The organism is Microcoleus sp. C2D2, from assembly GCF_036702495.1.
In the GTDB taxonomy this organism is placed as follows: domain Bacteria; phylum Cyanobacteriota; class Cyanobacteriia; order Cyanobacteriales; family Microcoleaceae; genus Microcoleus.
In genome coordinates, this window is record NZ_JAUBTO010000112.1 from 1 (window position 1) to 20,557 (window position 20,557).

At 53.1% G+C, this 20,557-nt stretch carries 21 protein-coding genes and 1 pseudogene; 2 read left to right on the forward strand and 20 right to left on the reverse strand.

Annotated elements, in window-relative coordinates:
• From QUB61_RS27925 to QUB61_RS27960, 8 genes and pseudogenes are all read right to left on the reverse strand, one after another.
• A pseudogene (locus QUB61_RS27925) lies at positions 1 to 1,056 on the reverse strand (RNA-guided endonuclease InsQ/TnpB family protein); the annotation flags it as partial.
• 55 nt (positions 1,057 to 1,111) lie between these two features.
• Positions 1,112 to 1,849 (reverse strand): aldo/keto reductase, encoded by a 738-nt coding sequence (locus QUB61_RS27930; protein ID WP_333136818.1) that lies wholly within the window; start codon positions 1,847 to 1,849, stop codon positions 1,112 to 1,114.
• Between the two features lie 447 nt (positions 1,850 to 2,296).
• Positions 2,297 to 3,496, reverse strand: a complete 1,200-nt coding sequence (locus QUB61_RS27935) for an aldo/keto reductase (RefSeq protein WP_333133455.1) — start codon at positions 3,494 to 3,496, stop codon at positions 2,297 to 2,299.
• 57 nt (positions 3,497 to 3,553) lie between these two features.
• Positions 3,554 to 4,561, reverse strand: a complete 1,008-nt coding sequence (locus QUB61_RS27940; protein WP_333133456.1) for an aldo/keto reductase — start codon at positions 4,559 to 4,561, stop codon at positions 3,554 to 3,556.
• Positions 4,562 to 4,588: 27 nt separating this feature from the next.
• Positions 4,589 to 5,650, reverse strand: a complete 1,062-nt coding sequence (locus QUB61_RS27945) for an NAD(P)-dependent alcohol dehydrogenase (protein ID WP_333133457.1) — start codon at positions 5,648 to 5,650, stop codon at positions 4,589 to 4,591.
• Positions 5,651 to 5,872: 222 nt separating this feature from the next.
• Positions 5,873 to 6,649, reverse strand: coding sequence for an SDR family oxidoreductase (locus QUB61_RS27950; RefSeq protein WP_333133458.1), 777 nt, complete (start codon positions 6,647 to 6,649; stop codon positions 5,873 to 5,875).
• 56 nt (positions 6,650 to 6,705) lie between these two features.
• A complete protein-coding gene (locus tag QUB61_RS27955) occupies positions 6,706 to 7,239 on the reverse strand; it encodes a cyclophilin-like fold protein (RefSeq protein WP_333133459.1) in 534 nt (177 codons plus the stop codon).
• A gap of 154 nt (positions 7,240 to 7,393) precedes the next feature.
• The gene (locus tag QUB61_RS27960; protein WP_333133460.1) at positions 7,394 to 7,777 is read right to left on the reverse strand and encodes a (R)-mandelonitrile lyase; all 384 of its coding nucleotides are present in this window, start codon (positions 7,775 to 7,777) and stop codon (positions 7,394 to 7,396) included.
• A gap of 463 nt (positions 7,778 to 8,240) precedes the next feature.
• Here QUB61_RS27960 and QUB61_RS40110 point away from each other — a divergent pair, with 463 nt between their 5' ends.
• Positions 8,241 to 8,405 carry an AraC family transcriptional regulator N-terminal domain-containing protein gene (locus tag QUB61_RS40110; protein ID WP_445300290.1) on the forward strand — a complete coding sequence of 55 codons (165 nt, stop codon included), beginning with the start codon at positions 8,241 to 8,243 and terminating at the stop codon, positions 8,403 to 8,405.
• A gap of 210 nt (positions 8,406 to 8,615) precedes the next feature.
• On the opposite strand, the gene sufU is transcribed toward QUB61_RS40110, so the two are convergent.
• The 6 genes from sufU to QUB61_RS27990 all read right to left on the reverse strand — a co-directional run bounded on the left by sufU (position 8,616) and on the right by QUB61_RS27990 (position 13,743).
• On the reverse strand, positions 8,616 to 9,068 hold the full coding sequence (gene sufU / locus QUB61_RS27965; protein WP_333133461.1) for a Fe-S cluster assembly sulfur transfer protein SufU: 453 nt from the start codon (positions 9,066 to 9,068) through the stop codon (positions 8,616 to 8,618).
• A 7-nt stretch (positions 9,069 to 9,075) separates the two neighbouring features.
• Complete coding sequence (locus QUB61_RS27970; protein ID WP_333133462.1) at positions 9,076 to 9,681, reverse strand: nucleotidyltransferase family protein; 606 nt, start codon at positions 9,679 to 9,681, stop codon at positions 9,076 to 9,078.
• A gap of 132 nt (positions 9,682 to 9,813) precedes the next feature.
• Positions 9,814 to 10,953: an XdhC/CoxI family protein gene (locus QUB61_RS27975; RefSeq protein ID WP_333133463.1), complete on the reverse strand. Its 1,140-nt coding sequence runs from the start codon at positions 10,951 to 10,953 to the stop codon at positions 9,814 to 9,816.
• A gap of 203 nt (positions 10,954 to 11,156) precedes the next feature.
• Positions 11,157 to 11,912, reverse strand: a complete 756-nt coding sequence (locus QUB61_RS27980) for an NAD(P)-binding domain-containing protein (RefSeq protein WP_333133464.1) — start codon at positions 11,910 to 11,912, stop codon at positions 11,157 to 11,159.
• 14 nt (positions 11,913 to 11,926) lie between these two features.
• Entirely contained in the window at positions 11,927 to 12,175 is a 249-nt protein-coding gene (locus QUB61_RS27985) for a transcriptional regulator, SarA/Rot family (RefSeq protein ID WP_333133465.1), read from the reverse strand.
• Between the two features lie 332 nt (positions 12,176 to 12,507).
• Entirely contained in the window at positions 12,508 to 13,743 is a 1,236-nt protein-coding gene (locus QUB61_RS27990) for a hypothetical protein (RefSeq protein ID WP_333133466.1), read from the reverse strand.
• A gap of 59 nt (positions 13,744 to 13,802) precedes the next feature.
• Between QUB61_RS27990 and QUB61_RS27995 the strand changes: the two genes are divergently transcribed.
• Complete coding sequence (locus tag QUB61_RS27995; protein WP_333133467.1) at positions 13,803 to 13,991, forward strand: hypothetical protein; 189 nt, start codon at positions 13,803 to 13,805, stop codon at positions 13,989 to 13,991.
• A gap of 13 nt (positions 13,992 to 14,004) precedes the next feature.
• On the opposite strand, the gene QUB61_RS28000 is transcribed toward QUB61_RS27995, so the two are convergent.
• From QUB61_RS28000 to QUB61_RS28025, 6 genes are all read right to left on the reverse strand, one after another.
• Positions 14,005 to 14,130, reverse strand: coding sequence for a hypothetical protein (locus QUB61_RS28000; protein WP_333133468.1), 126 nt, complete (start codon positions 14,128 to 14,130; stop codon positions 14,005 to 14,007).
• A 13-nt stretch (positions 14,131 to 14,143) separates the two neighbouring features.
• The gene (locus QUB61_RS28005) at positions 14,144 to 16,360 is read right to left on the reverse strand and encodes a xanthine dehydrogenase family protein molybdopterin-binding subunit (protein WP_333133469.1); all 2,217 of its coding nucleotides are present in this window, start codon (positions 16,358 to 16,360) and stop codon (positions 14,144 to 14,146) included.
• A 123-nt stretch (positions 16,361 to 16,483) separates the two neighbouring features.
• Positions 16,484 to 17,476 (reverse strand): xanthine dehydrogenase family protein subunit M, encoded by a 993-nt coding sequence (locus tag QUB61_RS28010; protein WP_333133470.1) that lies wholly within the window; start codon positions 17,474 to 17,476, stop codon positions 16,484 to 16,486.
• A complete protein-coding gene (locus QUB61_RS28015; protein WP_333133471.1) occupies positions 17,463 to 18,311 on the reverse strand; it encodes a 2Fe-2S iron-sulfur cluster-binding protein in 849 nt (282 codons plus the stop codon). Before QUB61_RS28015 ends, QUB61_RS28010 begins: the two co-directional genes overlap by 14 nt.
• Positions 18,312 to 18,419: 108 nt before the next feature.
• The gene (locus QUB61_RS28020; protein WP_333133472.1) at positions 18,420 to 19,532 is read right to left on the reverse strand and encodes an alpha/beta fold hydrolase; all 1,113 of its coding nucleotides are present in this window, start codon (positions 19,530 to 19,532) and stop codon (positions 18,420 to 18,422) included.
• A gap of 98 nt (positions 19,533 to 19,630) precedes the next feature.
• Positions 19,631 to 20,506: a (R)-mandelonitrile lyase gene (locus tag QUB61_RS28025; RefSeq protein WP_333133473.1), complete on the reverse strand. Its 876-nt coding sequence runs from the start codon at positions 20,504 to 20,506 to the stop codon at positions 19,631 to 19,633.
• Positions 20,507 to 20,557 lie beyond the last annotated feature (51 nt).

Here is a 20,557-nt window from a genome sequence, read left to right on the forward strand (position 1 = left end):
CAGTTCTTGTTTTCTTGACAAGATATTAGATTCTTCGGATTCCTTTTGTCAAGCATGATTGAGACGCTCTTACCCTGGCAGCTAGAGCATTCTTGGCTGGTATATTGTGGATTCACCGCAACCGTAATTTTCTCAAATACTTTACCAAAGTATTCAAGCCAAACGCGGAATTGATACCAAGATGCGTCGTTAATGGACTTAGCCAAGTAATGATTCTTTACCATGTTTTTGATTCTCAAATCTTCGTAGGCTATCAAGTCGTTTGACTGAACGACGCACCTTGCTAATTTCACAGCATGGTGCAATGCGGCTGTCTACTTATTTTGAGATGGCGTAACCCTAGAATCTGCCTAGCTTTGCCCCTGTTATTTGAACCTTTGACCTTTCTGGATACACGACGCCCAGAGCGTTTTAGAACTTTTTCACATTTTCTCAGGAATAAGCGGGTTTTCAACCCTAGTTCCGTTCGAGTCGGTGTAATATTCCTTCAACCCCACGTCTAATCCGATCGTAGTACCAGAGGGTTCTGTGTTTTCTTTTCTATCGACATCCACACAGAATTGAACGTACACGCCATCAGCACGTTTAACCAGTCTCACTCTTTTTATTTGACTGATTTGGTAGAAGTGCAAGTCGCGTGTGCCTTTCAGCTTTAATCGCCCAATCCCTTTTTTATCGGTAAAGATAATTGATTTGAGATCGTCGGCAAGTTTCCAGCCAGTGGTTTTGTATTCCACTGAACGACAATATTTTTGGAATTGTGGATATCCTTTTTTGCCAACAACATTCTTCTTGCAGTTGTCGTAAAACCGGGAAATAGAAGACCATGCTCGTTCTGCACTGGCTTGTCTTGCCATTGAGTTAAGTTCGTCGGCAAACGGAAACTCGCGAGCCAGTACGGCGCAGTATTTATTCAAGTCATTTTTACCCATTTTTTTGGTTGTCCATCCAATAGCGCAAACAGCTATTGCGAACAAACTTTGCGGTACGAATTGCTTCGTCTACTGCGCTGAACTGATTTGATTTTCCGTATGCTTTGAACTCAAAAACTAACATGGTTTTACCTCCCACCTTATACTACACGTTCCAGTATAAGATGTTTGGCAAGTTATCAAAAGCTTACAATTAAAGCCGGCCACTGAAGAAGGGGTTTTAAACCCAAATATCTGATAAGTGAGTATTCGGACTGGAGCGCTGTTACCGGTTGCACGGCGTGTGCTCGGCGGATGGTCTTCGGCGCTGCCTCAGATAAGCCGAAGTGCTTGATTTTGCCCGCCTGGATTAATTCCTTCACCGTGCCCGCGACGTCCTCGATCGGAACCGCTGGGTCAACCCGGTGCAGGTAGTAAAGATCTATGGTGTCCACTTTCAGGCGCTTGAGCGACCCCTCCACGGCCCGCCTGATATTCTCGGGTCGGCTGTTTCGGCCGCTCACTCTGCCGTCCTGATATCCGAAGCCGAACTTGGAGGCGATGACCACCTTGCCCTTAAACGGCGCAAGAGCTTCGCCAACAATCTCCTCGCTCGTAAACGGCCCATAGACCTCGGCTGTATCGAAAAACGTCACACCGCGTTCGACGGCTGCACGGATGAGCGCAATCATCTCCTGTTTGGGTTGGGGCAGGTTGTAGATGCCAACCATGCTCATGCAGCCTAGTCCGAGAGCCGAGACATCGAGTGAACCAAGCTTGCGGCGATCGCTCACCGTGGCTTGTGCTGCCGCAGTCCTGCTGTTGATGTGTGGGAAGGTCACTGTAGCAGCCATCGCCAGTCCTGCCAGGAGCAACTCGCGGCGACCCACTCTAAATCTGCCGTGCCTTCGGCCTTGATTAATCGGTGTTTTGCTCATACAAGGATCTCCTTGTTGACATACTCACCGACCTGAAGGTACGGTGATTCTTAAGCCTCGCGACTTAAGTTTCTGCTTCGAAGGCAACTGCCTCCACCCGAGCGAGTTTTGGTCTTATGTTCGCTCCACAGACTAACCCCGCAAGAGAAAGCGGTTTTTACGTGTCGAATACCAAACGGAATTCTTCGTAGTTTTGATTCTAGGGTTAGACTTCCATTGCCCTATCCTCTTGAACCGGTCTACCGATTTTGCGAAAGCCGTCAGCACAAGGCTGAACTTCGCTCGTATAGGCTGTTCGATCGCACGTCTCGGGTGGGTCGTTGACCAATTACATTCTAATATAAAGCCGTCCTAAAAGGACGGGGTTTCTACCCAAATTTGTGATGAATCTTTGTTTTGCAGTTGGAATTGTTCTGATAGAGCAAAGAGGTTCCTAACCTCACACATTTACTGAGTTGGCTTTCGAGGCAGGGGCGACATACCGTGTCCACCCACCGAACTCGTTCCCAGCTTGGCTCCAATGTCAGTTTGTGCAAGGAGTTGCTCAGTCGTTCGGGCACCCTGTACCTGGATTTTCGCGAAGCCATCCTCGATTTCCTGGATGTCGCCAGCGGTGAGGGCGAGCTGGAGCGCACCCAGATTCTCTTCCAGATGATTTAGCTTCGTCGTTCCCGGAATGGGCACGATCCACGGCTTCCGGGCAAGCAACCAGGCGATCGCAATTTGTCCTGGTGTCGCTTCCTGACGCTGACCCACGCGCTGAAGCAGTTCAACGACAGGTCGATTCGCACGGCGCGCCTCCGGAGTGAAGCGGGGGAACCTGGCTCGCAGATCGCCAGCGGCAAAGGTCGTCGAGGGGGTGATGGCTCCGGTCAGATAGCCCATACCGAGCGGACTCCACGGGACAAACCCAATTCCGAGTTCTTCACAGGTTGGGAGGACTTCAGGCTCAGGATCGCGTGTCCAGACTGAGTATTCATTCTGCACGGCTGTTACTGGCTGCACTGCATGAGCACGGCGAATCGTCGCTCCTCCCGCCTCAGAGAGACCGAAATGTCGGACTTTCCCTTCCTGGATCTGATCTTTCACTGCTCCGGCGACATCCTCGATCGGCACTTCGGGATCGATGCGGTGCTGATAGAGCAGGTCGATGCGAGCGGTCCTCAAGCGCCGAAGCGAGGCTTCCGTCACCTGCTTGATATGCTCCGGACGGCTGTTAAGTCCCCGGATCTGACCCTCTGGGGTAATGTTGAACCCGAACTTGCTGGCAATGACCACTCGATCGCGAACGGGCGCTAGCGCCTCGCCAACAAGTTCCTCGCCCAGAAAAGGACCGTAGATCTCAGCGGTGTCGAAGAAGGTAACGCCACGGTCATAGGCTGCTCGGATCAGTCGGATTGCGTCCTGCCTGTCAACGGGTGGACCATAGGCCCAGACGAAGTTCATACAGCCAAACCCAAGTGCCGAGACTTCTAGCGAACCGAGCCTGCGGCGATCGCTCACCATCGGTTGTGTTGTCTGAGCACTGGCACTATTGCGCGGAAACATCGTTGTCGCTGCCATCGCCAGCCCTGCCAGGATAAACTCGCGGCGATCGAATCCAAAACCACCGTTCCTGCCATTTCGATTAATCGGTGCTTTGCTCATAAAAGAACTTCCTTTCGATGAGTTTTCGTTTTGCACGGAGAACAGAGTTTTCGCCGCTTAGCGACCCGTCATTTGCTCCAACTTTTCGGGATACCGCGCCCCCTGCACCGCGATCTTGGCAGCGGCATCATTGATGTCACGCAGATCCTCGGGTGTGAGTTCGACGGAGACTGCCCCGATGTTTTCGTCCAAACGATGCAGCTTTGTGGTGCCTGGAATTGGAACGATCCACGGCTTTTGAGCCAACAGCCAGGTAAGTGCGATTTGAGCGGGCGTTGCCTGCTTTTGTTCTGCAATACTGCCAAGCAGATCGATGAGGGCTTGATTCGCCTTGAGAGCCTCCGGTGTGAAGCGAGGCAGAGTGCTGCGGAAGTCGGAGCTGTCAAAGGTCGTGTTTTCGTCGATCTTGCCGGTGAGGAAGCCTTTGCCCAGGGGGCTGTACGGGACAAGTCCGATGCCAAGTTCCTCAAGGGTCGGTATCACTTCCGCTTCAGGCTTTCTCCACCACAGCGAGTATTCGCTCTGGAGTGCCGTGACTGGGACAACGGCATGGGCGCGGCGAATCGTTTGCACGCCTGCTTCAGAAAGTCCGAAGTGCTTCACTTTACCTTCCTGAATCAGTTCCTTCACCGTTCCTGCCACGTCTTCGATCGGCACGTTCGGATCGACCCGGTGCTGATAGAGGAGGTCGATCGCCTCCACCTTTAGCCGCTTGAGCGATCCCTCCACGGCTTCCTTGATATGCTCCGGTCGGCTGTTGAGTCCGGGTGAACCCTTCATGCCACGGGGATCGGAATTCGGACTGATGTCGAACCCAAATTTGGTGGCGATTACCACTCGGTCGCGGAAGGGAGCGAGGGCTTCACCCACCAACTCTTCGTTTAAGTACGGGCCGTAGACTTCGGCAGTGTCAAAGAATGTTATGCCGCGATCGACGGCAGCGCCCAGAAGAGCAGTCATCTCCTGTTTGTCTTTGGGCGAACCGTAGCCAAAGCTCATTCCCATGCAGCCGAGCCCGATCGCCGAAACTTCTAGGTTGCTGTTGCCAAGTTTGCGCGTTTGCATGATTACTCCTTCGAGGTTCCACCTCAGTTATTCAGATTTAAGGGATGCCATATCGATACAGAAGCGATATTTGACATCGGACTTGAGCAGTCGCTCGTAGGCTTCGTTGACCTTCTGGATGGGGATGACTTCGACATCGGCAGTGATGTTATGTTCGCCGCAGAAGTCGAGCATCTCCTGAGTTTCGGCGATGCCGCCGATGCTAGAGCCGGAGAGACTGCGGCGGGCCACGATCAGGCTGAATGCCGCGACCTCCAGGGGCTTCTCAGGTAAACCGACAAGGGTGATGTTGCCGTCGAGGCGAAGCAGGTTGAGATAGGCGTTGATGTCGTGATTGGCGGAGACGGTGTCGAGAATGAAATCGAAGCTGCCAGCGTGCTGCTGCATCTCGTCGGCATTGCGGGAGACGACCACTTCGTCAGCACCGAGGCGCAGCGCGTCTTCCTTTTTGTCGGGCGAGGTGGTGAAAACGACGACGTGGGCTCCGAATGCACGGGCGAACTTCACGCCCATGTGGCCTAGCCCGCCGATACCAACCACGCCTACCTTCTTGCCCTTGGTGACACCCCAGTGGCGCATAGGCGAGTAGGTTGTGATCCCGGCGCAGAGGAGCGGCGCAACCCCGGCGAGATCGAGGTTATCTGGAACGCGCAGAACGAAGCGTTCATCGACGACGACGCTATCAGAGTAGCCACCATAGGTGACTGGAGCAGTCTTGTGCTTGTCTGGGGCGTTGTAGGTGAGGGTCTGGTTTGGGCAGAACTGCTCCAGACCTGTTTTGCAATGCGGGCAAGTACCGTCCGAATCTACAAGGCAGCCGACCCCGGCTAGGTCGCCGGGCTTATACTTGGTAACTGCCGAGCCGACCTTGGTGACACGTCCGACAATCTCATGACCGGGGACGATCGGGTAGGTAGTAGACAGGAAGTCGCTCCACTCATTACGCACCGCATGGACATCGGAGTGACAGATGCCGCAGAAGAGAATTTCGATCTGTACGTCGTGTTCGGTTGGATCGCGCCGTGCGATCGTGTCGGAGGCTAGCGGTGATGTTGCACTGGCTGCGGAGTAAGCTTTGGCGTTGTACATAATATTGATGCTCCAATCTTGAAGATAAGTTGGTTTACTTCTACTCGGTCTTGAATCTGTCCTGGTATTGTTCGTCGCTGACTTTTTCCATCCAGTCCGCGGGCTTGCCGTCGAGTAGCTCCTGAGTGGCGATATGAGTCATCGCCGTTGGCGGTAAAGGTGGCGATGGCGACAGTGCTTTGTTGTCGTGCGTTTAGGGTTCGATCGGGTTGGCGACGAACATCACTGCACTGTTTGGCCGCCGTCGATGACCATGGCGTGGCCGATAATGAAGGCAGCCGCGTCAGAGCACAGCCATAGGACAGCCGCGGCGATCTCCTCGGGCTTGCCCATCCGTCCGACGGGCTCCTCGGCAATCACCTTGGCGCGCCCTTCGTCCGTGGCGCCGATGGAGCGAGCGATCATCGGGGTGTCGATGTAGCCGGGACAGACGGCGTTGACGCGGATGTTCTGCGCGGCGTAGTCGAGGGCCGCTGCCTTGGTCAGTCCGATCACGCCATGTTTCGCGGCGGTGTACGCGGGGCTGCCCTTGATGCCGATGATTCCCGCGCCCGAGGACGTGTTGACGATCGCGCCGCCTCCCTGCTTGAGGATCAGCGGGATCTCGTGCTTCATGCACAGGAAAACGCCGCGGAGGTTGATGTCGATAATCCGGTTCCACTCCTCCTCGTCGTACTCCGCGGTCGGAGCTACCTTCCTCGGCTCGATGCCCGCATTGTTGAAGGCGAAGTCGAGCCGCCCGAAAGCCTCAACGGTCTTGTCCAGAGCTGCCTTCACGTCCTCGGTTCGCGTTACGTCGCACCTGACGGCGATCGCCCGACCGCCGAGTTCTTCGATCGTGTGAGCTGTTTCTTGATTGCCCTGTTCTGAGATGTCAGCGACCGCCACGCTGGCACCTTCACGGGCAAACGCCAGCGCCGTAGCTCGACCGATGCCGCTCGCTCCTCCGGTCACAAATGCAACCTTTCCTGTGTAGCTGCCATTCTCGTTCGTTGTCATTTTTTACTCCTTTGCGTGTTCCCGATTAGGGAAGTCTTTATTGGAACTTCCTTTTCTTACTCGATCGGCTCCACTGTTGCTTTTACAGAGCCAGGTACATTGAATGCTTCTACGCCAGCATCGATGGAGCCGATCGCGATGATGCCGGGGTCAGGGATTGGTTGTTCGTCGTGGCGATAATAAATAGCCACATCAGGACCGGGAGACCAGTAAATGATGTCTCCAACTTCATAGGTTTTGGTTCGCTCACCCTCCTCCGAAATTGCTCTCGGCAGGCGGGCAAACTTTTCTCTTCCAAACAAATCGTTCATCGTCAGCGTTAATGGCAGCAGGGAAACAAAATCCCGAGTGGTTTTACTGTCGATCAGCGTGGCTGTAACGGCTTTGTCTCCGACCTTGATGTTTATCTTCATACTGTTTGCCTGCTGGGTTGATATTTCAGTCGGCATTTTCGACGAGGCACTGCTAGGCATCCTGTTGTCGGCACGGCAGGCTGAGTAACTCAGGAACATCGTTAGGGCGAGAACCAAAATCAGCATTCTCTTCTGGCAGTTTCTCCCCTTGAGGGGAAACCATTTCAACAAAAACATTAAGATATTCCTGCATACTGCTCGTGGCTGACCAAGAATTTCTTGATGGTACAAGCCCCCGGATTTATCCGTGGAATCAATCCAAAATCTCAAATCGAAAATCCTCAAGCCCCCGCATTTATCCGTGGTCAATCTAAAATCTAAAATCTAAAATCTAAAATCGATTGACCTGTTCCAGCCAGTCCACGGTTTTGCCGTCAAGCTGTTCCTGAATGGCGATGTGCGTCATAGCCGTGGTTGCCGTGGCACCGTGCCAATGCTTCTGGCCCGGCGCGAACCAGACCGCATCCCCCGGACGAATTTGCTCGATCGAGCCGCCCCAGCGCTGTGCGAGACCGCAGCCAGCCGTCACGATCGGGGTCTGTCCCAACGGGTGGGTGTGCCATGCTGTCCGAGCACCAGGCTCGAACGTGACACTGGCACCAAGTGTGCGTGCTGGATCGTGCGCCTCGAACAGGGGGTCAATGCCGACAGTGCCGGTAAAATACTCAGCCGGTCCTTTAGCCGAAGGCTGTGAGTCACTTCGTTTAATATCCATTTCTTAATACCTTCACTTGATGCCATTTCGGTGGCTGTCCCAATCGTAGAAATTGAGCACTAATCGCTTCTCTATCAATAGGAATGGATTTTTTAAGAAGCAAGGTTAGCTTTGAGGACATTTTGGTTGTCACTCAGCAGGTTTGTTGCCCAATCAAAACTGAGTTTTCTCTTGTATAAAAATCCAGACGTTTGCAATTCGCCGGAATCGTTTTTCATTGCTTTAGCCTCATTCTAAGAATCCTCAAGGTCAAGCAATAGAACGATCGTCCAAGATTGTTGTACAATCCTGCAAACTTAGAAATGAACGCTGCCAAAACGACTGAAAAGTCCGCTAGGTCGTTAATGAACGACCAGCAGGCAAAGCGCGAGGCAGACAGAGCGCGAGCCCACAGAAACGAACTGACCAATAGCGGATTGCACAGGCGATTCGTCATGATGGGACGATTGAGTTGCTGAAGGGATTGCACTTCAATCGATCCTCCTCACCTTCGGAATGCGTTGATAGTGTCTCTATCCCTGCCTTTTGTGTCATTGCTGAGGGCAGCAAAGAAGCTCTTCTGAGCAGCGCGATCGCGCTTCAGTACGACCCGATGCATTATTTGCTTGGTACGATCGAACTGACGTGAGTCCATTAGACATCTCCAGAAAAGCCTGTCTTGAACAGGCAAGATGCCTGTTCCACAATAATTATTGGAGAGGTCTATTGGATGTGCCTCTGCTGGATGCTGACTATATAGCGGTTCTCAATAAAATGAGGTACACACCGCTCGCAACTGATGCCCGCGGAGGCCTATGCCCACGGAGGCCGCGAGAGCACCTCATGTTACTGAGAAAGGCTATACCTGTTCATTCCTAGTTTCAACCGAACTCAGCGCCGCTTTGAGGGTATGCCAAGCCAAAGTTGCACACTTAACCCGCATCGGATATCGGGAAACACCTTGCATGATATTGAGTTTCTCCAACGGAGGCTCAAACTGAGTATTTCCCGCTGCCATCTCGCGGAACTGTTCTACCATTAAAAGCACCTGTGAAATAGTTTTACCTTTGATAGCGATCGCCATTAAGTCAGCAGAAGCAAGGCACAAAGCACAACCTGCACCTTCAAATTTAATATCTGCAATTTTACTTTCTGCTTCATCTAGTAGCAGCGTTAAATCAACCACATCACCGCAATAGGGATTTTCTCCTCGGTGTTGACGGTGTACAGGGTCAGTTTTTCCTTTGTTTTGCGGTTTTCTGGCGTGTGTCAAAATTACTTGTTGGTAAATTTGGCGATCGTTAGTTTTCATAATCTCTTCACTCTTTAATATTCTTTAATAGTAACTGCTTGTAATCGTCCGGGGTATCAATATCAATCGCAGCTTCTGGTATTAGCAGAATCAATCCTGTATCTATATATTTTTGTATTAACGCTTTTGCACCTCGATCTCCTTCAAGCTGCATCAGTTCTGGAAATAAGGCATTGCTAAACAGGGCAGGTACGCCCGTAGTTTCGTTATACTTTGAGGCAATAATTACTTTTTGCGTTTCTTGATAAGACTGAATCAATTGATTGAAAATCTGGGGAGAAACTAGCGGCTGATCTGCAAGTGAGATGATAACTGCATCAAGTTTAGAGTTAGTTTTCAGTAGCATACTAATACCAGCGCGAATAGAAGAAGACATTCCCTCTTGCCATTGGGAGTTCTCTACAACTTGCACGGCCTTTGGCATTAGTTCCGGTTTAATTTGTTCTGCATAAGCTCCCAGGACTACTATGATAGGTTGGCACAGAGAAGCTAAGGCAACTTCAACCGCATGGAGTATTAGGCTGCGTCCTTGATAAGAAAGCAATTGTTTTGGTCTTCCCATGCGGGTTGCAGCTCCAGCAGCGAGAATAATTAGACCAATTTTAAATACCATACCCCAGTTTTGAATTTTTGATTGTTAAGAACATACTCGTATAGCCTTTCTCAGTAACATGAGGTACTATCTGGCATTGGGCATTGGGCATTGGGCATACCTCACCACGCTTGATAACCGCTATATTAGTCATTAATTTTTTGATGATTGACTATTGATTGAAGTATGAATTGGTACAGTGCGATTTCTTAAAAAACCACCTTGATGCTTGGCTGTTACTGCTTGAATTTCGGCGATAATCGCCAGAGCAATCTCTTCGGAATTATCTGCCCCAATGTCGAGTCCCACCGGACTATATAAATTTTGTTCCTGTTGTGGAGTCGGGATAACTCCTTCTTCTTGTAGTTCTTGCAATAATCGGGCTGTTCTTTTCTTAGGACCAAGTACACCTAAGTATTTTAAGCCAGAAGGCAATAACACTCTCAGCAATTCCAGGTCGTCTAAATAATTATGAGTCATAACTACAGCAACAGTACGCTCATCTATCTCGATGTTTTTTAATACATCCTGAGGAGAACAAAATTTAACTCGCTCGGCTTCTTGAAAACGCTTTCGGCTTGCTTCCCGTTGGCGGTGATCGACTACAGTAATATGCCATCCTAACTGTTTGCCAAAGCGAACAACGGGAAGAACGTCATACCCAGCCCCCAAAATTACCAGCGACAGCGGCGGCCCAATGACTTGAATAAAAACTTCAACTTTCCCGCCTATTAACTGATATTGTTTCCCTACCGAGGTTTTATGTTGAAGTGCTGCTTGTGTATCCCTTAAAACCGCTGCTGCTAATTCCTCATCGCTGATGTTGTTGATGATATCTGAATTTAGTAGCAAGCGATCGCCTATTTGAGATTTGCTTTCACCCTCTATATTAAATACAGTTGCAATAGCACACTCAAACCGAGCATCAAGGCATTTGCGGACAAAACTAATTTGGTTCGGCTCGTTTACTGGCAAGGATTCAATCAAAACATAAGCAATGCCTTGACAGCCAAGCCCCAATCCCCAAATTAAATCTTCCTCAGAGGTGGAGTCATACTTAACCACACAGGGACTACCAGTGTTCATTACCTGCTGTGCTTTCTCAAATACATCACTTTCCAAACAGCCACCGCTAATTGCACCTACTATCAAGCCATCTGCACTCATCAACATTCGCGCACCAGGACGGCGATAAGTTGAACCTTCAACTTTAACTAAAGTTGCCAAAGCTAGCTTTTTCGTGGTGTCTTTTACTTGCTCTAAAGCAGCCTTAATATCGTGTAGTTCTTTCATTGCTCAGCCTAAAATTTTTTGTATCTCACTGTTTAAGTTCGATTATAAGGACTTCAGCATCGGGGACGATATAACGATACTTGCAAGTTATTGTATAATCCTGCAAAATTCTTCTTCTAAACTAATCATGGGACGAGCTTGTAAAGCTTGGGTGTAATGACTTTTAGCTTACCTGCTTGTCCCTTTCTTATCCCGAACTCACGTTACATATAAATCGCACGGCTCAGACGAACCCCGAAATCGGCATCCGGATTTGTCGTGGCGTCACCAAGCCGCTCTTGCATCACTGCAACTGCTAAGTCCCGGCGCTTTGGCGATCGCGATGCGTCGGCAGATGCCAGCGCTGCCGCCATCTGTTCGCGCGTGAGATCGGTGCAATAGCAGGGCGTGCCGGGTTGCTGACGCCACGAATCGGCGAGCGTGCCGGCGTCGAAAGCATCAAGCCCGGTGTCTTCGACGAGGGCCATCGCCACGGAGCGATCGTTCTCGCGGTCAGCAGCCACAGGGAGGGCGATACGGTCAGGACTTCCAGCAGGCTTGCCCTTGGTGGCGAAGGAGCCAGACCCGATCGCGTTCCACGCCTTGGCGATCGGCCGGCCTAGCTGTTCGGCCACCCAAAGGCTCTCAACCTGCCCGGCTTCGATAGCATCGATCTTGTCGTCGCGGTGGGGATAGTAATTCGACGTGTCGATGACGACTGTCTCGGCTGGTAGGTTGGCGATTAGCGGCGCGATTGTAGGAATGCGGTTGAGAGGGATCGAGAGGATCACCGCGTCAACGTCCTCCACCGCTTGGGCCGTGGAGACCGCGCGTGCGCCGAAAGCCAGCACATCGGCCTCGATCGTCTCAGGGCCGCGAGAGTTGGCCACCTTCACGTCATGTCCGGCCGCACTGAGTTTGCGTGCCAAAGTCTTCCCGATATGGCCAGTGCCTAAGATTCCGATGTTCATTTTACCCATGATAAATAATCCTTTTACGGAGTTGTTTGACGGGGTATTGCCAGCCCGTTCAAAGTGTCGCGAAGCTCGGCAAGGTCTTCATCGGAGAGACGGCAGGCCGTCTCGATCTTTTCAGGGATCGAGCACGCTGCCTCGCGGAGTGCCTCGCCCGCTTCTGTCAGCTCGATAAGAACGCGGCGTTCGTCCTGTTGGTCACGGGTGCGCGTCACCAACCCCGCGCTCTCAAGGCGCTTTAACAGGGGCGTCAAGGTTCCGTTATCCATACCGAGTTCTTGCCGCTTCTAAATGTGTGGACAAAGCTATCCAAAACTAGATAATTTGTCCATACCTCACTCCACGGTGTAAGTGAAAGCATTCTTTCCTAGTGCTTATGCTTCCTCGGTTTCAAGGTTGGCTAGGAAACTCCAGTTAGAAACGGTAAAGTAATCGTGTCTGCGATTAACCTTGCCGGAACGCTTGATCTGTTTATTTAGTTGGTTCCACATCGACCATACGTGCTTTTGCGAGTTCACCTCGAAATAGGCGGTTATGGTCGATGGCAGTCTTTCACGCTTGCCGCATTCCACGTCTGGCGATCGCCAGTGCAGCCGCTTCATCACTGGCTAGTCCGTACATTTTCATGTACTTCACCAGCCCAATCATTGAACTGTAGGCAGGATTGACCGTGCAACCGCTCAATACCACGGTTTGACAGGACTGAGTTCAGTTGCCTGAAAAACTCACTGTATGCCCAAGAAGACAGCATTCTGGCATACTTTTTACCTTGTTCGCCTAAACGCTTTTTCTTGTCTGCAAAATCCAATTCTTCGCACACGACAGGGCAGGCAAAGCAAATTGCAAGATTAGCCGCATACAGACAAGCATCAACAATTTGCGCTTGTTGCTTGCCCGATGGCAGTCCCATTTCTAGCGGGATTTGACCATGAACTTTCAGGTTCCCTTCGGTGTCCACATAGCTCCAACCAATCGAACCAGGATTCATATCAATCCCGATGCACCCATAGGCACGATCCTTTGATTGGCGCTTCACCTCGGAAGGCGTAAACTGTACCGCAGCATTCCACTTCCCGTTTTTCTTGAACAGATGCCAAGTCTTAGCGCCTGTCGCGGGCAATCGGTTGATGTTACGATCGAAGTTACCAATCTCTGAAGAAACGGACTTCCCAAATCGAGACTCCAGGCAAGCAGGAACGCGAAACTTAATGATTTTGCCGTCCCATTGTGCAATCTGATTCCCAAAGCTTTCATCCTTAGATCCGACAATAAAAACTTCTCCGTGAGGAACAGACACCCTGATAGGCTTACGTTTCAAAAATTCAACCTTGTTTTTAATCAAGTGCAACTTACGCTTTTTTCCATGAATTTGAAACTTCAAATTCTGCCAGTTCGTATCTTTGTATTTCAACGAACATGACAAAGGGAAATTGCACCATGTTTTTGAGTTCTGCCAATTCTTTTTTGCGTAGAACCTTCGAGCAAGCTTCAGTTTGCGTTCTGCTTTCTCGATCCAAGCTTCGATTGATTTTGCCTTCCCGAACAACGTTTTGATATGTAAAGTGCGATGTTCTTTTGAGCCATCTACCTTACCTTTTGCATGAGCAATCACACCATTTGCATGACGCTTGCTGATTTGGTAGGTCTTCTGCAAATGGGTGTTCCACGTCGATTTGTTGAATTCAGTGCCAGATAACAGATAGTTGACGGTTTCAATTGCGGCATCTCGAAAGATAGGTGCAAATGCTTCTAGGAACATCTCAAACTCACTAAATCCAAGTGCGTTTAGCTCATTCGCTGGTGTTGGAAGACCTTTGACGTAGGTTACCGAAGGCATTGATTCGACCTCTCAATGTGTTATGTATACTACTATAGCAATATATACGAGGTTTGTATATGCCATTCCCGAAAAATCACAAATTAGGCGCAAAACCAATAGGTGATGAACCGATGGATAGAACTCCAATTTGCTTTAACGTCAGAACCGGAGTGCGAGAAAAACTAAAAACTATCCCAGACTGGAAGGAACGGCTTAGAGAATATGTCGATCGGTTGATAGATGGACAAACGGGAAGTGAGGGGTAGCTTTGTCTAGAAATTAGCTAACAGTTTCTAACCCCATTCCCCTGCGTTGCACCAAGGCGACGGTACGAAGATTCTTCCACACTGCCCACCGTTGCCAGCGCGCACCGTTCCCCCTGACTAGCGCTGGCACTTCAATCATCCAAAGACCTCACTCACAGCAGCTTGTCCGGCGTAATCGGCAGATCCCTGATGCGTTTGCCCGTGGCATGAAAAACAGCGTTGGCGATCGCCGCCGGGATGCCCACCATGCCGAGTTCGCCCATGCCCTTGACACCGAGCGGATTGACGACTTTATCCTCCTCCTCAACGAATATCGTTTCGATCTCCAAGACATCGGCATTAACCGGCACGTGATAGTGCTGCAAATTCGGATTCATAATCCGCCCGTAACGGTGGTCGATTTCAGTCGCCTCTTGCAGCGCCATACCAATGCCCCAGACAACGCCGCCGATTTCCTGGCTGTGCGAGGCCTTCGGATTGATGATCTTGCCGCAGGCAGTCACTTCAATGGCGCGCGTAACGCGGACAGTCCCCACATCCGGATCGACCTTTACTTCAATGAACTGCGCGCCGTGCGCCAACGTCGCATACTTCTGGCGATCCTCTGAGGGACGAGACTCGAATGTTTCCGTGATTTCGGTGAGACCGTTACGCTTCATCACTGCGGAGATGTTGACGGAACGATCCGGGTCGCTTATTAGTCGCAGTTGCCCGTCGAGCATCTCGACATCGGAGGAGGCTGCCCCCTTGAGCGGAGAATTCGGTTCCTGGTTGGCGAGGGCGAGCAACTTCGTGCCGATCGCCAGAGCCGCCCCGCGCACCGCCGAGCCGACGCTCGCCGTCGTCCAAGAACCCCCCTGCGTCGGTGACCGAGGCAACTTCGTGTCGCCGAGTTCAAATTTCACCTGCTCCAACTTCAGCCCCAGATACTCGGCAGCGATCATGGTCATCACCGTGTAGGTGCCAGGTCCGATGTCGCTGGTCCCACTTGCGACTTGCGCCGTGCCGTCCACCTGCAGCGCGATCCTGGCAGCAGCAGGCATCTGGAAAGCGCCCCAGACCCCGGTCGCCATTCCCCAACCGACGAGTAGCCGTCCGTCACGCATCGATCGGGGCTCGGACTTGCGATTCTTCCAACCGAATTTTTCCGCGCCCAGCCGGTAGCACTCCCGCAACGCCTTGCTCGAAAATGGCTTGCCGCTCTCGGGGTCTACTTCGGCATAGTTGATCAGCCGAAGTTCGAGGGGGTCGATCGCCAGCGCGTAGGCCAGCTCGTCCATCGCGCATTCGAGCGCGAACATACCGCTAACGGCCCCCGGTGCGCGCATCCAGGTCGGGGTGGCGAGGTCCGTGTCGGAAATCTTCAGCGGCGCGTAGAGATTCGGGCACGCGTAGACTTGGCGCGTGAAACCCGTGGTGTCGTCAGAGAACTCCTCGATGGTGGAGGTGTTGTGTACGGCTTCGTGAATCATCGCCGAGAGCTTTCCCGATCGCTCCGCGCCGAGCGCAATCTTCTGAATCGTGTGCGGACGATAACCGTGGCCGGTGAACATTTGCGTGCGCGTATAGACAACCTTGACTGGGCGCCTGAGTTCGCGGGCTGCCATCGCTGTCAGCGCCGGATAATAGTTCGGGCGCAGCGACGATCCAAACGCCCCGCCGACGAAGGGCGAGACCACACTCACGTTTTCCTCCGGCAGGCCGAAGCTCGAAGCCAAGTGTGTGCGGACGGTATAGACCCCCTGCGTCTTGTCGAAGACCGTTAGCTTGTCGCCTTCCCAGACCGCGATCGCCGCGTGCGGCTCCATGGGGTTGTGGTGCTCGATCGGGATGCGGTACTCGGCCTCTACCTTCACGGCCGCTGCGCGCATCGCCTCTTCGGGATTACCGCGCCGCTTCGGAGGCGGCTCTTTAGTGGGGACGCGCGCGATCGATCGCACCGCCTCAGTATCGGTCATGTGCTGCTGTGAGTTGTAGGAGACTTTAACCAGACGTGCCGCATAACGTGCCTGCTCGTATGTCTCGGCGACGACGAGTGCCACGGGCTGCATATTGAAGAAGATTTTGTCGGACTGGAGCGCCCGAAACGACTTGTCTTCCTCCTCGGCGGCGCTGGGCGGGGACTGCTCCGTGGAAGACTTCAGACCAAGCTTCGGTGCGTTCAGGTGCGTGAAGACGCGAATTACGCCTGCTGCGCCTTCAGCCTCACCCGTGTCGATCGATTTAATCGTGCCCTTTGCTACAGTTCCCAGCACGATAAAACCGTAAGCGAGATTGGGAACCTGGAATTCCGCCGCGTATTTAGCCTTGCCCGTAACTTTGGCTGCGCCGTCCACGCGGCTCATTTCTTTTCCGATGTATCTTGCCATTTCCTTTATCCTCCCTAATATCAAATCCGCCCTTCATCGTCCTGTATTCATCTCTCTCTTCTCTTCCTCTGCGTTCTCTGCGTTCTCTGCGGTTTAATCATTCCAATCCAACCGGAATTGATATTAGGCCGCACCGCTAGTCAACGCTTGCTGCAAAGCCAGAACAATGGCGCGTTTTCCGAGTTCGACTTTATAACCGTTATGTTCAAGCGGTTTGGCATCTTTCAGAGCCGCTTCGGCAGCAGCCTGAAAAGTTGTTTCCGTCGCAGGTTTGCCGATCAGAACTCTTTCGGCTTCGGGCGAACGCCAAGGTTTATGCGCCACGCTGCCCAGAACAACGCGTGCCTGTTTGATGGTGTTGCCGCTTGTTTCTAAAGCAGCAGCCACGGCAAGCAGTGCGAAAGCATAGGAAGCCCGATCGCGAACTTTGAGGTAATAAGACTTATTGGCGAAGTTATTCTTCGGCATTTCGATCGCCACGATCAATTCCCCATGCTGAAGATTGTTATCTTTTTCAGGCGTGTTGCCCGGCAAGCGATGAAAATCCTGAAGCGGGATTGTGCGTTCTTGCCCGTTCGTGCCGCGAATCCTCACCACCGCGTCCAGCGCATAAAGCGCATTCGCCATATCGCCCGGGTAAGTCGCCACGCATTTGTCGCTGTAGCCAAAAATGGCATGAATGCGGTTGAGTCCCTGAAGCGCTCCGCATCCGCTGCCGGGATCGCGTTTGTTGCAGGGCATAGCGATGTCGTAAAAATACTGGCAACGGGTGCGCTGCATTAAATTTCCCCCGTTGGTCGCCATATTGCGAAGCTGGGCGGAGGCGCCGGCTAAAATCGCCATTGACAGCAGCGGGTAATTTTGCCGGATGAGCGGATGGTTTGCCGTGTCGGTATTTTTGGCTAAGGCGCCGATCGAAATTCCGTTCGAGGTCGATCGAATTTCCGCCAGATTCAAACCTGAGATGTCAACAACTTCGCTGGGACGCTCGACGTATTCTTTCATCAAATCAATCAAATTTGTCCCGCCTGCGAGAAACGTTGCCGTTTGATTCGCGGAAACGGTGCTAACAGCGCTTGCGGCATCGGTGGCGCTGGAATATTTAAACGGTTGCATCGGCTTTGCCCCCCTCGTTTAATAATGCAACGGCAATTTCTTCATCGCTCGCAAAATGCCAAGCCTGGGCTGTTTCGCGCCCGGACTGAACTTCTCTGATTGCCGCAACGATTCCCGGATACGCGCCGCAACGGCAAATATTGCCGCTCATGCGTTCTCTGATTTCTTCATCAGAGAGTGCTACATTCTGCGTGCTCGTCCGCAAATTGTTAGTGGCGTGACTCGCCTCGCCGTTTTTGGCTTCCTGCAGCAGCGCCACCGCCGAACATATCTGCCCCGGCGTGCAGTAGCCGCACTGGAAGCCGTCGTGTTTGATGAACGCCGCCTGCATCGGATGAAGATTGTCGCCGTCAGCGATCCCTTCGATGGTCGTCACCTCTTTCCCCTCGCAACTCGCCGCAAGTGTCAGACAAGAAAGCACGCGGCGCCCGTCAACGATTACCGTACAAGCGCCGCACTGTCCTTGATCGCATCCTTTTTTGGTGCCGGTCAATCCCAGTGTTTCGCGCAGGGTGTCGAGCAGCGCCGTGCGCGAATCCACTTCCAGGCTTTGGGTCGAGCCGTTGATTTTCAAAAGAACCTTAACGGCGTTTTCAACCCCAGCGGTTTGGGCGAACACCGCGTCGGGCGCAGCGGCGAGGGTGGCAAAGGCCTCCTCTTTAGCCAGCAGGTGGAAGGCGAAGGTGCCGAGTAGGGCTGCCATGCTTTGCCCCAAGAATTTGCGGCGAGCAGCGCCGGTAATACCGAGTTGGTCGAGCAGTGTTTCTTCGTCCGCGCTGAGCTGCGAATCGCTCTCGGTTGAACTGAAATCTTTGCGTTCTTGATTATCGTCCATACTTCTCCTAGCAAAATTCTCAAACAATCCCTGGACAAGTGTTTGTTTTTCGCGCCGACTCTTCTAACGCTCTGGGGCGCGTTCGTTTGCGCATCGACGGGAGATCGGTCAGTCCAAACCTTTCTCCTTAAGAAATTTGGACAGAAGATCCGCGATCTCGGGGTTGTTCAGGTCCGACATTGGGAAGTGGGTGTTGCCGCGGACTCCTACCTCGGGCAGGTGTACGAGGGTGACGTTGCCGCCCCGCTTGTTCACCGCATCTCGCCACGTTCTGGCCATCTCCAGAAAGACGCGCCACTGCTCCTGCCCCGGGTTCGCGCTCGGCTTCTCGGGGATGTTGTCGCCGTAGTAGATGACGATCGGTATCTTCGTAAGCTGCATGAACTCCGATAGAGGTACGGTGACAGCGCTCAGCGCTCTGCCGCCAAGGGTCATGGGTTGCGGTGCTTCTTCCTGGGGAAAAGGAAAGTCGAAGCCCGGCTCGTAGGAGACGATGGCGCGGACATTCCTGTTCTCGATCGCCGTGCGCCAGCCTAACCCGCCACTCTGTGAGTGGGTGACTAGAATGCTCGGCCCGATCTTGTCGAATAGTGCCGAAACAGCCGACGTATTCACTTGCACGTCGTATGGGCCGGTGTTGGGTACCATCTGCCGGAAGAACTGGTTGAGCGCCTCCTTGTCACGCGAGAACTGCACGCCGGGGTATAAGTTCGGCCAGACACCGAGCCGGAAGATGCCGAACCAGAGCTGATCGTCGGGCGCGGCCGTGATAGCGATCGGCTGCGTTGCGCGCGCGGCGCGACCGCGCCGCGGCTGGTCGATCAGGTACACCGGGAAGCGGCGGCGCAGGAAGATGTTTTGGAACCCCTCGCGCCCGTCCGGGGTGGTCTCCCACGTCTTAGCGGACTGCCCGTGACCGTGCCAGAAGACGAGCGGAAGTTTCCGGGCATTTACCGGGATCTGATAGAAGACGTAAGCGTGGTCGCCGTGCAACGTTTGTCCCGCAGGATCGAGTCCGGCTGGGTTGTACGCGCCCTGCTTAATAGGGTCGAAAGTGCCGGGAGCGGTGGTGACTGACCCGCCGACAGCGAAGCTGCCTTGCTCCTGGATCATCAGCAGCTCTGGCTTGCTCTTTTGGGTTTCTTGTGCATTCGCTGAAGAAAAAAGGATTGCTGCCATCAGCCAGAGCGCGATGAAAGATTTCCAATACTTCCTGCTCATAGAATTTGCACCGGGACCCCTGAGCCCCGAGAATTTAAGGTTACTCTTTCCGGGTTCCTGCTTTTGCATAATTTCTCCTGCGATATGCCCTTCCCGACTCATTTCTTCTCGAAAACTTCCCTAGCCACGGCGATGGCTGTTACCGCGTTAGGCCAGCCCGCGTAAAACGCTAGGTGGGTGATGGTCTCTATCAACTCCTCCTGCGTCACGCCGTTTTCGCGCGCCCTGACGAAGTGTGAACGGAGCTGGTCCGGTCTGTTCATGGCAATGAGCGCGGCCACCGTCACCAGGCTGCGATCGCGCTTTGATAGCTCAGGACGTTCCCAGACATCGCCGTAAAGCACGTCGTCCGTCAGCTCGGCTAACTTGGGGGCAAAGTCGCCTATCGCTCTTTGAGACGGCCGAGGCTGCCCACCTGGCGCGGGCGCAGCCGTCCCTTGAGCACGGAGCGGAGCGCCGTACTGCGCGTCACTGACGTTCTCCATCCATTCGACGGCACGGCCGTCGAGCGCCTCGGAGATAGCGATGTGAGCCATAGAACTGTTGGGCGCGGCCCCGTGCCAGTGCTTCTGGCCGGGCGGAATCCATACCACGTCCCCCTGCCGAATCTCGTCCACGGGATCGCCCCAGCGCTGCACCCGTCCCGTGCCCGCGGTCACGATCAGGACTTGGCCCAGCGGGTGGGTGTGCCAATTGGAGCGTGCGCTAGGCTCAAACGTGACGAGGGAGCCGGACGTGCGTGCAGGGGCGTTCGCCTCGAACAGAGGATCGACGCGCACCGAACCCGTGAAGTTTTCGGCTGGTCCCTTCCGCGAGGGCACAGAGCCGCTTCGCGTGATGTTGATTGTCTGCGAATCTTGCATTGGCGCGGTCTGGGGAGCACCGGACCCCTCGGCGGCTCCTGCCGGATTTGCTTGGGCCGAGGCCGAAGCGAGCAGAGAAAGCGATATGACCGTTGCCGTGAACAGTTTCATCGTTTGAATTCCTTTGGCTACCCCCAATTGTAGAGATCGAACACTTAGCGC

What these genes read in the sequence shown, in the direction of transcription:
- QUB61_RS27930 (WP_333136818.1), bottom strand. Translation starts at nt 1,849, where the DNA reads ATGAGCAAAACACCGATTAATCAAGGCCGAAGGCACGGCAGATTTAGA.
- QUB61_RS27935 (WP_333133455.1), bottom strand. Translation starts at nt 3,496, where the DNA reads ATGAGCAAAGCACCGATTAATCGAAATGGCAGGAACGGTGGTTTTGGA.
- QUB61_RS27940 (WP_333133456.1), bottom strand. Translation starts at nt 4,561, where the DNA reads ATGCAAACGCGCAAACTTGGCAACAGCAACCTAGAAGTTTCGGCGATC.
- QUB61_RS27945 (WP_333133457.1), bottom strand. Translation starts at nt 5,650, where the DNA reads ATGTACAACGCCAAAGCTTACTCCGCAGCCAGTGCAACATCACCGCTA.
- QUB61_RS27950 (WP_333133458.1), bottom strand. Translation starts at nt 6,649, where the DNA reads ATGACAACGAACGAGAATGGCAGCTACACAGGAAAGGTTGCATTTGTG.
- QUB61_RS27955 (WP_333133459.1), bottom strand. Translation starts at nt 7,239, where the DNA reads ATGTTTTTGTTGAAATGGTTTCCCCTCAAGGGGAGAAACTGCCAGAAG.
- QUB61_RS27960 (WP_333133460.1), bottom strand. Translation starts at nt 7,777, where the DNA reads ATGGATATTAAACGAAGTGACTCACAGCCTTCGGCTAAAGGACCGGCT.
- sufU (WP_333133461.1), bottom strand. Translation starts at nt 9,068, where the DNA reads ATGAAAACTAACGATCGCCAAATTTACCAACAAGTAATTTTGACACAC.
- QUB61_RS27970 (WP_333133462.1), bottom strand. Translation starts at nt 9,681, where the DNA reads ATGGTATTTAAAATTGGTCTAATTATTCTCGCTGCTGGAGCTGCAACC.
- QUB61_RS27975 (WP_333133463.1), bottom strand. Translation starts at nt 10,953, where the DNA reads ATGAAAGAACTACACGATATTAAGGCTGCTTTAGAGCAAGTAAAAGAC.
- QUB61_RS27980 (WP_333133464.1), bottom strand. Translation starts at nt 11,912, where the DNA reads ATGGGTAAAATGAACATCGGAATCTTAGGCACTGGCCATATCGGGAAG.
- QUB61_RS27985 (WP_333133465.1), bottom strand. Translation starts at nt 12,175, where the DNA reads ATGGATAACGGAACCTTGACGCCCCTGTTAAAGCGCCTTGAGAGCGCG.
- QUB61_RS27990 (WP_333133466.1), bottom strand. Translation starts at nt 13,743, where the DNA reads ATGCCTTCGGTAACCTACGTCAAAGGTCTTCCAACACCAGCGAATGAG.
- QUB61_RS27995 (WP_333133467.1), top strand. Translation starts at nt 13,803, where the DNA reads ATGCCATTCCCGAAAAATCACAAATTAGGCGCAAAACCAATAGGTGAT.
- QUB61_RS28000 (WP_333133468.1), bottom strand. Translation starts at nt 14,130, where the DNA reads ATGATTGAAGTGCCAGCGCTAGTCAGGGGGAACGGTGCGCGCTGGCAA.
- QUB61_RS28005 (WP_333133469.1), bottom strand. Translation starts at nt 16,360, where the DNA reads ATGGCAAGATACATCGGAAAAGAAATGAGCCGCGTGGACGGCGCAGCC.
- QUB61_RS28010 (WP_333133470.1), bottom strand. Translation starts at nt 17,476, where the DNA reads ATGCAACCGTTTAAATATTCCAGCGCCACCGATGCCGCAAGCGCTGTT.
- QUB61_RS28015 (WP_333133471.1), bottom strand. Translation starts at nt 18,311, where the DNA reads ATGGACGATAATCAAGAACGCAAAGATTTCAGTTCAACCGAGAGCGAT.
- QUB61_RS28020 (WP_333133472.1), bottom strand. Translation starts at nt 19,532, where the DNA reads ATGAGCAGGAAGTATTGGAAATCTTTCATCGCGCTCTGGCTGATGGCA.
- QUB61_RS28025 (WP_333133473.1), bottom strand. Translation starts at nt 20,506, where the DNA reads ATGAAACTGTTCACGGCAACGGTCATATCGCTTTCTCTGCTCGCTTCG.